Below are 11895 nucleotides of genomic sequence, written 5' to 3' on the forward strand. Positions count from 1 at the left end.
ATGTATTCAAACCAAAATCCAAATCGAAAATAGCTTTATGAAAAATCATTTTTTAGTTTTACTGGCTCATTGCTGTTTCTTTTTGAATGCATTTAGTCAAGAAACCGTTACTTTCAAATCTTCAGATGCTGCACTTCAACTAGCTTTTGAGCGTGCCAAAAGTATGGCATTGAACTATAAAGGAGATTCGAATGATCCTGTTGGACCATGGTATGAAGCGGCTCTGCCTTCTCGATCTGCATTTTGCATGAGAGACGTATCGCATCAGAGCATTGGCGCAGAAATCCTTGGGTTGAGTAAGGAAAATAAAAACATGTTTTCGCTATTTGCTAAAAACATTTCAGAAAATAAAGACTGGTGTTCTTATTGGGAAATCAATAAATATGGAAAACCTGCTCCCGAAGATTACAGAAACGACAAAGAATTCTGGTACAATCTTAACAGCAATTTTGATGTCATATTTACCTGCTGGAGATTGTATTTATGGACTGGCGATGAAGGTTATATAAAAAATCCTGAGTTTGAGAATTTCTTCGAAAAATCATCAACAGCATATATCGAACGCTGGGTCCTAGAAGCCGATTCTCTACTGACAAGACCTGAATTTGTAAACTCTCCTGCTCCATTCAATATTAAAGACGATTTTCATAAATGCCGTGGACTGGCTTCTTATTCTGAAGGCATTCCAGGTCTAAAAATGGGAGTCGATCTGGTTGCAGCAATTTATCGTGGTCTGCTTACCTATTCTTCTATTTTAAAAGAAAAAGGGCAATTTGAAAAAGCACCTTTCTTTGAGAAAAAAGCAATACAATACCAAGAACAGATCGAGCAAATCTGGTGGGATCAAAATGCTTCGGCTTATAATGTCATTTATACCGCTGACGGCAAATTCAGTAAAGATTTTGGCGAACTATTTTTATTATGGTTTGATGCTTTAACAAATGCAGACAGAACCGAAAAAACAATTAAGAACATTCTTTCTTCCAAAAGCAATGTAGAAAACGCCTCTTATCTTCCTTTTTTATTATATAAATATGGTTACGAAGACAAAGCGTACGAATACATTTTACACTTAACAGCCCCTGAAACCAAAAGAAGAGAATATCCAGAAGTTTCATACGGCGTAATTGAAGGCATCATACACGGCTATATGGGAATAGAGCCAGATGCATCAAAAAAAACAATAACAACAGTAAATCGAGGAAAAAAAGATAGCATTTCTGAGGTCGACAATTTACCCGTGTTACAGACAACATTAGCTGTGCAACACAAAAACCAAACAACAACACTACACAACAAAGGCGAAAATTTTATAGAATGGAAAGCTATGTTTACTGGAAATTATAATTCCATTTTTATAAATGATAAAAAAGCTGCCGTAATTCATGAAAAGGACAACAAGGGAAATCCCTACACTGCTATTACAATTCGTGTGAATCCTGGACAAAAAATAACGGCAGCCTTTCGCTAAAACAACTCGTCCAATGTACTACTAATACAATGGACACAATTTAAAATTAAACGCTATGAAGATATCTTCTAGAAAAAAACTTAAACCTATTTTATTTGTACTTATTGCATTCTGCTTTATTACAAATACAGCATTCTCGCAAAACGACCAACGTTGGCAGATTAATACCGACGGTTCCATTTCTTGGCAAATAAACAGTACAATTCCGCATGATGATCATATTGAAATGAGCGGTAAAAGAATCTCTTGCGTTCTGAGATATGGTGTCGCAGCCGATGGTTCATTTCATGCTACACGCAGTTTGGTTTGGCCAATGCTGAGAACTATTCCGAATAATACGCATGCGAGTTTAACGCGTCAGTTTGCGCAGGATGCTTTTGATCTTGTGACTGTAAATTACAAACCAATTCCTGCAGAAAAAACAGTTTCTTTAACGCTTAACGGAACATTATTGGTTAAAAGCAAAACAGACAAACTTGAACTTACGAGACAGTTCTTTCCTTCTACAGCTTTAGCGGTTTATAATGAAATCTATACCATTAAAAACAGTTCTGATAAAAACTGTATTGTAGAAATTCCAAAATCAAATGCGGTATACACTACAGATCCAGCAAAAGGAACTGAAGGCAGTTATACGATACATGCAGATCTTATTAATAATGGAAGTTTTAATCTGAAACCAAATGAAACGGTTAGTTTTTCTGTTATTTATACAGGCGTTAAAGCAAATGAAACAGTTCTGGCCGTAAATGCCGAAGAGGAGAAAAACAAACGTTTAGAATTGATTAGCGAAATATGGGGCAAATTGATTTTGGAAACACCAGATCAGGTTTTGAATACCGAATTTGCTTTTGCGAAAATCAGAGCAGCAGAAAGTATTTTTGAAACCAAAGGCGGTCCAATGCATGGTCCTGGCGGAGAATCGTATTATGCTGCTATTTGGGCAAATGATCAAGCGGAATATATTGGTCCGTTTTTTCCATATTTAGGTTACGAATATGGAAATAAAGCTTCGTTAAATGCCTATCTTCAGTTTGCCAAATTCATGAACAAAGACTACAAACCTATTCCGAGTTCTATTGTTGCTGAAGGAACAGATATTTGGGCAGGCGCGGGAGATCGCGGAGATGGCGCTATGATTGCTTATGGAGCTGCTCGTTACGCACTTTCGAGAGGAAATGCAGACGAAGCAAAACAATTATGGCCATTAATTGAATGGTGCTTAGAATATTGCCATAGAAAAATAAATGCTGACGGCGCAGTGGCTTCAGATTCTGATGAGCTAGAAGGACGCCTTCCTGCAGGAAAAGCCAATTTGAATACTTCTTCTTTATATTATGATGCTTTAAATTCTGCTGTTTACCTAGGCAAAGTTTTAGAAAAAAACGAAGCACAGTTGAAAGCATATAAAGCCGAAGCTGAAAAATTAAGAACAGCTATTGAAAAGTATTTTGGAGCTAAAGTTGAAGGCTTTGAAACCTACAAATATTACAAAGAAAATGATGTTTTAAGAGCTTGGATTTGCACGCCACTTACTATGGGCATTTACGATCGAAAAGACGGAACTATAGATGCTTTATTCTCTCCTAGATTATGGACTAAAGATGGTCTTGCAAGTGTTGCTGGCGATAAAATATTCTGGGATCGTTCTACTTTGTATGCTTTAAGAGGAGTTCTTGCTGCTGGCGAAACAGATAAAGCGCTTGATTTCTTGCATTACTATTCTGATCGACGCTTATTGGGTGATCACGTTCCTTATCCTGTAGAAGCCTATCCAGAAGGCGATCAACGTCATCTTTCGGCTGAAAGCGGTTTGTATTGCCGAATTTTTACAGAAGGATTATTTGGCATTCGCCCAACAGGTTTACATAGTTTCGATTTTACGCCACGACTTCCTAAATCTTGGTCTACTATGAAACTAAAACGTATTCATGCATTTGAACACGATTTTGATATTACAGTTGAAAGAGCTGGCAAAAATCTAAAGTTAAAAATAACTGACGGTAAAAAACTTTTAATCAATAAGGTCATTAAAGATGGCAATACGATAAATATTAAGTTATAATTTTTTTTTTGAATTATTGTTTTTTGATACAAGCCTCCAAAATATACTTGGAGGCTTGTCTTTTTATGCATTTTTTTTCACGCAGATTTAAACAAATTAATGCAGATTAATTTATACACAAAGTGCATCTGTAGAGACGCACTACAGTGCGTCTACGCCCAGTATCTCAAGGAGATTTGCTTGTTATTATCAATACATTTAAACAAAAAAAATCTGCTAAATCTGCGAGATCTGCGAGAGATAATTTTACCTATAGAATTTTTCTCTCGCAGATTTAAACAGATCTACACAGATTAATTTATCCACAAAGCATATCTGTAGAGACGCACCGCAGTGCGTCTACGCCCAGTATATCTACAACAGGAAAATCTTTGAGGACAAACGCGCGTGAGACGCACTGCAGTGTGCCTCTACGGAATATTGGAACGATAATAATTTCTGTATTTTGAATTCAAAAAAAAATCAAAATATATTTTAAACACAAAGCATATCTGTAGAGACGCACCGCAGTGCGTCTACGCCCAGCATATCTGCAACAGTAATGTTTGAGATAAACCAATCTCTATTTCAAAGCCTTAAACAATATTTCTACCGGATGCTGTGCTTTTCGTCCTGTGCCATCAGCAATCTGATGCCTACAGCTTGTTCCAGGCGCAGCGATTAACGTAATTTCTTCTTCTGCCCTAATTGTAGGGAACAAAACCAATTCTCCAATTTTCATAGAAATATCATAATGCTCTTTTTCATAGCCAAACGAACCTGCCATACCACAACACCCACTTGGAATATTTAAAACTGTATAATTCTTTGGCAATGAAAGTATCTTTTTAAGCGGAACTAAAGACGATAAACTTTTTTGAAAACAGTGTCCATGCATTCGCACTCTTTCTGTTTGATCTGTAAAACTATCGCATGCAATTCTTCCTGCATCCAATTCTTGTGCTAGAAATTCTTCTATTAGAAAAGTTTTACCTGCAATTCTTTTTGCTTTTTCTTTTAAATCTCCACGGCACAAATCAGGATATTCATCACGAAATGAAAGTATTGCCGAAGGTTCAATTCCGATCAAAAGACCATCATTTGGAATCGCATTCTCAAAATCTTTGATATTCTGTTCAGCAATTTCTCGCGCCTCTTTCAACATTCCTTTTGAGAGATATGTTCTTCCGCTGATTCCAATTTTAGGAACTAAAACTTTATAACCTAATCTATTTAAAAGTTTGACAGCCGTCTGTCCTATTTCGACATCATAATAATTCAGAAACTCGTCATTATACAAATACACATTTCCGTTTCTAAAATCACCTGTTTGACTATAGTTTTTTATCCATTTTGCAAAAGTAATTTTGTGCATTAAAGGCAATTGTCTTTCTACAGCAAAACCAGTGCTTTTCTTAATCCAATTTCCGAGAATTCCTTTCGTAGATAAATTATATAGCCACGGAGCTGAAGCAAACAACTGATTTATTTTTGGCGTATTTCCAATCAGTTTTGATCTAAATTTTACACCGTTTTTATCATGATATTGCTGTAAAGTTTCTGCTTTCAGTTTTGCCATATCTACGTTTGAAGGGCATTCTGACTTACAGCCTTTACAGCTTAGGCACAAATCTAAAACCTCAAGTAAGTTTTCATCATCAAACCTATTTGCTTTTGCTGAATTCGTAATGGTTTCTCTCAGCATATTGGCACGCGCTCGAGTTGTATGTTTTTCGTCTCGAGTAGCCATATAACTCGGACACATTGTACCACCACTTTTCTCTGTTTTTCTGCAGTCACCAGAACCGTTGCACATTTCTGCGGCACGAAGAATTCCGTTATGTTCCGAAAAATCAAAATAAGTTTCAGGCATCGGCGTATCTTGTCCTGCCGTGTAACGCAGACTCGTATCCATAGGAGGCGTATTCACAATTTTCCCAGGATTAAAAACACCCCAAGGATCCCAAACCTTTTTCACCTGAACAAATAACTGATAAATTTCATCTCCCAACATTAGCGGAATAAATTCTCCTCTAAGTCTTCCGTCTCCATGTTCACCGCTCAACGAACCTTTGTATTTTTTTACCAAATGCGCAATATCGGTTGCAATAGTTCTAAAAAGTGCCGTTCCTTCATGAGTTTTTAAATCTATAATGGGGCGCAAATGCAATTCACCCGTAGCGGCATGCGCATAATGCACACAGTTTAGATTTCTCTCTTTCAGGATTGCATTAAAATCTTCAATAAAATCAGGTAAATCATTTACATCGACCGCTGTGTCTTCAATTACGGCAACTGCTTTGGCATCACCCGGAATATTGGACAATAATCCTAATCCTGCTTTTCTTAATGCCCAAACTTTATTGGTGTCTTCACCATAAACAATTGGGAAATGATATCCAAGATTTTGCGAACGCATCAAAGCTTCCATTTCTCTGGCAATGCTGTCTATTTCTTCTTGAGAATCTCTCAAAAATTCTACTGCCAAAATAGCTTGAGGATCGCCTTTTACAAAAAAACGATTCTTACTTTGTTCTATATTTTCTTTGGTGCATTCCAGAATATAATGGTCAATTAACTCCACACTGTCTGGATTAAACTTCAATGCTTCTATATTAGCTTTTAAAGATTCATGAATGCTTTCAAAATGAACGCAAACCAAAGCTGAATACGGTTTTAAGGCATCAACTAGATTTAGTTTGATTGCTGTAGAAAAAAACAATGTTCCTTCGGAGCCTGCAATTAGTTTACAGAAATTGAACTTTTCATCAGCATCATTAAACGGACTGCTGTCTGCCAATAAATCTAGCGCATATCCTGTATTTCTTCTCGGAATTGATTTCTTAGGAAAATTGGCGTTAAATAAGCTTCTATTGTACTGAGACGATAATATCTCTTTAGCTTGCAGATAAATTGCTTGTTCTAGTTCGCTTACAACATTAATTCCGTTACATTTATCTACAAATTCGGCATTAATCAAAGAACCAAAAACAACTTCATTTCCATCTGCCAGAAAACCTTTTATTTCGAGTACATGTTCGCGGGTTGATCCATAAACAACAGATCTCGCTCCGCAGGCATTATTTCCAACCATTCCCCCAATCATACAGCGATTGCTGGTAGAAGTTTCTGGTCCAAAAAAAAGCTTATAAGGTTTTAAATGAAGATTCAGTTCATCACGAATAACTCCTGGTTCTACCCAAACTGATTTTTCTTCCTGATTTACCGAAATAATTTTGGTAAACTCTTGCGAAATATCAACCACAATTCCGTTTCCAACCACTTGCCCAGCCAGTGAAGTTCCAGCCGCACGAGGAATAATACTGCTGTTGTTTTCTTTTGCAAAAGCAATAATTTTTTGAATATCTTCTTTCGATTTCGGAACAGCTACTGCCAAAGGCATTTCTTTGTAAGCGCTTGCATCTGTTGCGTACAGCAGACGCACGGTATGATCGTAAAATAATTTGCCCTCTAATTCCTTTGCTAAACCTGCAAGTTTAGCAGAAATCTTTGGAAGGATATTATTATTCATTTTTATTTATTATTTAATAGTGTTTTAACACATAGAAACATAGATTTTATCTTTAAAAAAGGTAATAAAAAAGAAACTCGTTTCTTAACGCACAGCTATGTGCATTCATGCTAAGTGAAACGTCTTTCTCACAAAATAAAAAACTATGTTTCTATGTGTTAAAAAAAATCTATAATTCGCTTAATGCAATGTCTAATAACTCAACCATTTCCTCAGCATTTTGTTTATTAAATGGCATTGGCGGTTTTATTTTTAAAACATTATGAAGAGGTCCGTCAGTACTTAATAGATAACCTTTGGCTTTCAGTTTTTCGACTACAATATCTATTTCAGGAATAGCTGGTTCCATGGTAGTTCTATCTTTTACCATTTCTGCTCCAATAAATAATCCGTGTCCTCGAACATCACTGATAATAGGATATTTAGCCATTAGACCTTTTAGTCCGTTCATCAAATAATTACCCGTTTCCAAAGCATGCTGCTGCATTTCTTCCTCCTGAATTACCTCTAAAACAGCCAATCCGGTAGCCATAGAAACAGGATTGCCTCCAAAAGTATTGAAGTACTCCAAACCATTGTTGAAAACTTCTGCAATCTCCTCGGTTACTATTACAGCTGCAAGCGGATGTCCGTTACCAATTGGTTTTCCTAAGACAACAATATCTGGAACAACATTTTGCAATTCGAAGCCCCAGAAATGATCTCCAATTCTTCCAAAACCAACCTGAACTTCATCTGCAATGCAGACTCCTCCCGCTGCACGAACGTAGTCGTAAACGGTTTTCAAATAATTTTCTGGCAACGGAATCTGACCTCCAACTCCCAATAAAGTTTCACAGATGAAAACTGCTGGCGCTTTATCTTCTTTCTTTAAGTTTTCGATAATTCGCTGTACATCTTCAGCATATTTTTCTCCTGCTGCTGCATCTCCATATTTATAAGGACCACGATACAAATCTGGATTAATTGCTTTATGAATCCACGGCATTTGGCCAGAACCTCCCTTGCTGTCAAATTTATACGGACTCATTTCCATTGCTACGGTCGATGTCCCGTGATACGCATGATCGAGTACGATAATATCTCTTTGTTTGGTAAAATGACGGCTCATACGAATAGCCAAATCATTGGCCTCGCTTCCAGAGTTTACAAAATAGCAGACACTTAGTTTTTCGGGTAAAGTTGCTGTTAGTTTTTCTGCATAATCGGTTATAGCATCATTTAAATATCTGGTATTTGTATTTAAAGTCGCTATTTGATGCTGCATTTTTCTAACCACAACTGGATGGCAATGCCCCACATGCGATGGATTATTTACGCAATCAACAAAAGTTCTTCCTTTGTCATCGTATAAATATTGTAAAGCTCCTTTTACGATTTTAAGTTTGTCTTTGTAGCCAATGCTTAAATTTCTTCCTATTTTCTTTTTTCTAACTTCAAGAAGTTCAGAATAATCATTAGTATTGATTACTCCGTCAAAACCGCATGCTTTTCTAAACGCATCTTGTGCTTTTATAGGGTTTATTTTTATCAGTTTGTACAACAAATCCCAAGCTGGTTTTTCGGTCACAAAATGATGTTCGTTGTTACTATCCAATGATGCATTATAAGCAGATTGTGTCACACTAATACAAAGTCTTCCTGCAATGAGATAATACAATAAATCTAATTCTTGTTCGGTAAGTGCATACGAATTATGGTATCCTTCAACAATTTTTGCTGCTACAGCCAACGGATCTTTTTCATCAAGCATCGCATAGACACAAGCAATCGCTAGATTGTTGATTAAAGCCGTATACACCATATCACCAAAATCAATTAGGCCACTTATACGATTGTCTTTTACCAAAACATTATAATCGTTGGCATCATTATGAATATAAGCATGTCTTAGTCGGTGCAACTCTGGTAATACTTCTGTGTCAAACTGCAATAAAAAATAACCCGCTATACGTCTTCTTTCGTGATTTAGAATATACTTTAAATTATCGCCTGCTTCGCTTGCACGGCTAATATCCCAAGTATAATTGCGATGCATTGCTGGATGAGAGAAATCAGCCAAAGCGTTATCCATATTGCCTAAAAATGAACCCAAGTTGTAATGCAGTTGACTGTTTTTGTTCTTTTCATCTACCCAAAAAGTGCCTTCCAGAAAGTTTAAAATTCGAATATAATAGGTTTTTGAATCTGTCACAATCTGGGTCAGCTCCTCCCCTTTTGCATTCAGACAGAAATGCTGAAAACAATCAGAAATATCACTTTTGGCAAGATGTCTCATGATGGCAGCCTGCGCTTCTAAAAATGGAAATGAATGGCTCTCATTTGATACTTTTAGAATGTACTTTTCATTCTTATCATCAGATAAAAGAAAATTCAATTCATCATATCCATTTAATGCTTTTACGATTACATTTAAACCGTAATGTTCTTTTACTAAATCCTGAATAACTGTTTCTGAAAAAATCATTGTATTCTATTAAAATGTTTCATATTTTCTTTTAGCCACGAATTACACCAATTTACACGAATTTTTTCTTTTTAAAGATTATCCTGCAAGGTTTTAAAAACCTTGTAGGAAGATTTATAATTCGTGTAAATTGGTGTAATTCGTGGCAAATTTTTATTTCCAAATAACAGCCTGAGCAGGTTCTAATGGATTTTTGCCCATTAATATTTTACTTCCTGCGGGAATTGGCAGATTTACAGTTTCATTAGTATAATTTACACCAACAAAGAAACCATCACGCCATTCTACATAAACGCCTTTTGGTAAATCTTCAATAGCAACTTTTGCACGTTCGTATACCGTTCTTACTACTTGTCTCTCTAGATTCCCATCTTTACTTTCGGCTCCAATATACGTAACGGTTCCTTTTCCAAGTTTTCTGGTAATCGCAGCCGCTTTGCCTTTGTAAAACTGATCGGCATACGAAGCCAAAACTTCAGTTCCTTGTTTCGGATTTAAAACATCTGCCCAAACATTCCATTTATAGGTATTGTTTCCAGCAGTTATGGTTCCGTTTACATCTTCAACCAACATATCAAAAAACTCAACGTCTGCTCCGATTAAAGGTACAATTGGTCCGCTCCAATTTGCTTCGAAGAAATGACCGTTTTTATCTTTCTGCCCTGTACGGCACGAAAGAATTAAATTTCCACCATTTTCAACATATTTTGTCCATTTCTCTACCAGTTTTTGATCAACTAACTGATACGCTGGAGCAACAATAAACGGATAAGCCGAAAAATCGCTTTCTTCTGTAATAAAATCCATTGGCGCACCAGTTGATTTTACTGCTGAAGTATAGGTATTTCTATGTCTCCAAGTACTCCAGAATTCTGTTTGTTTTTGGTTTTCCAAATCCCACAGATTCTCGTGACTCCATAAAAATCCTGTCTTTCTTTTCGCAATTTCCTGCGGAATTACCGCTTTTGGATTGTATTCTTTACGAAGCAGTTTCATGTCTTCAATAGATTGTACAAACTCTTTTCCTCCTGTTGTCAAAGTGACTCCGTCTGTTCCCACAATTCCGTCATGATACATTTCGCTGCTTCCTAGCGGATGTCTATATCTGTACGTACAAGTAAAAGAACAGCCTCCACCGAAAGCCTGAGAAATCCACATGTGAACTGTTCCTGGCAATAACTGCGGATTAATGCTTGCCCAGTTTACTTGTCCAGGCTGCATTTCCATTACGCCCGTAACGCCATTTATAGATCTATAATAATCATTGGCTTCCGAAATTTTATTAGGGTGTCCCATTCTGAAATTTTGTCCTCCTAATTGATTTCTTCCGCTTACAGGATACATGGTATAGGTTGCAAAATCCATTTTATCTGTTTTCCTTGGATCAGCACCATAAACCACATTGGTATAATTTGTCGTAATCCATTGTTTTGGATCGATATGCTTTCTAAGTATTTCAGCTTGCAAATTCAAATACTCAGCTTGAGAATCTGCTGTGTATCTTTTGAAATCTAATATAGCATGCGGACTTAGTTTGTCTTCAAAATAAATCTCTGCATTTGGAATCGCAATCTGTTCAAAATTATTGTATCTGATGCTCCAGAAACTCGCTACCCACTCCGCATTTAATTTTTCGATTGTCCCGTATTTCGCTTTAAGCCATTTCTGAAATCCTTTTTGTGCTGATGGACTAAAATCGTCTGGCGCTCCTGGTTCGTTATCAACCTGCCAGCCAATTACATTTTTGTTATTACCGTATCTTTTTCCTAATTCAGTAACAATTTTAGCAACAAATTCTCTATATTTTTCATTAGACACAGACTGGTTGGCTCTGTTACCGTGTTCTCTTCTTCGTCCGCTTGCATCAACCAGATAGATTTCAGGATACTTTTCTCCCATCCATGCTGGCGGAGTTGGCGTTGGCGTGCACATGATTACTTTCAAACCTTGTTTTTCGGCAATAGCCAATGCGTCGTCCAGCCATTTAAAATCATATTTTCCTTCTTCAGGCTCCAAAAAAGTCCATGCAAATTCAGCAAAATGCGTAAACTCAAAACCTAGTTTTTTAATGTTTTTTAAATCGCGCTCCCATTGTTCTCTTGGCCATTGCTCTGGATAATAATATACTCCAATCTGCATTAAATCAGGCTTTGAAAAAAATCGCTGCGGATCTTTATTCTCTGTAGTTGTACTTTTCTTGCTTTGGGCAAAAACTGGTGTTGAATAGCAGCCTGCAATAAGCAATCCTGCCGTTATTATTTTTGTGAAAGATATATTGTGGTTAAACATAGTTAGTTGTTGTTATTTATTAAGTTAAATTAAACACATAGACACATAGTTTTTATTTCTAAAAAAAGATAGATGAAAGAAACTAGTTTCTA

General features: G+C 36.5%; 5 protein-coding genes. 2 read left to right on the plus strand and 3 right to left on the minus strand.

The features are described from left to right. Positions 1-37 precede the first annotated feature (37 nt). The gene (locus PQ463_RS07035; RefSeq protein WP_274256957.1) at positions 38-1471 is read left to right on the plus strand and encodes a hypothetical protein; all 1434 of its coding nucleotides are present in this window, start codon (positions 38-40) and stop codon (positions 1469-1471) included. A gap of 55 nt (positions 1472-1526) precedes the next feature. Next, positions 1527-3536: a hypothetical protein gene (locus tag PQ463_RS07040; protein WP_274256958.1), complete on the plus strand. Its 2010-nt coding sequence runs from the start codon at positions 1527-1529 to the stop codon at positions 3534-3536. A gap of 562 nt (positions 3537-4098) precedes the next feature. On the opposite strand, the gene PQ463_RS07045 is transcribed toward PQ463_RS07040, so the two are convergent. From PQ463_RS07045 to PQ463_RS07055, 3 genes are all read right to left on the minus strand, one after another. Further along, the gene (locus PQ463_RS07045) at positions 4099-7047 is read right to left on the minus strand and encodes an FAD-binding and (Fe-S)-binding domain-containing protein (RefSeq protein ID WP_274256959.1); all 2949 of its coding nucleotides are present in this window, start codon (positions 7045-7047) and stop codon (positions 4099-4101) included. A gap of 169 nt (positions 7048-7216) precedes the next feature. After that, positions 7217-9514, minus strand: coding sequence for an aminotransferase class III-fold pyridoxal phosphate-dependent enzyme (locus PQ463_RS07050; RefSeq protein ID WP_274256960.1), 2298 nt, complete (start codon positions 9512-9514; stop codon positions 7217-7219). A 153-nt stretch (positions 9515-9667) separates the two neighbouring features. After that, the gene (locus tag PQ463_RS07055; RefSeq protein WP_274256961.1) at positions 9668-11803 is read right to left on the minus strand and encodes a beta-galactosidase; all 2136 of its coding nucleotides are present in this window, start codon (positions 11801-11803) and stop codon (positions 9668-9670) included. Between the last annotated feature and the right edge of the window lie 92 nt (positions 11804-11895).

Origin of the sequence: Flavobacterium sp. KACC 22763 (assembly GCF_028736155.1) — a bacterium.
Taxonomy (GTDB): Bacteria; Bacteroidota; Bacteroidia; order Flavobacteriales; family Flavobacteriaceae; genus Flavobacterium.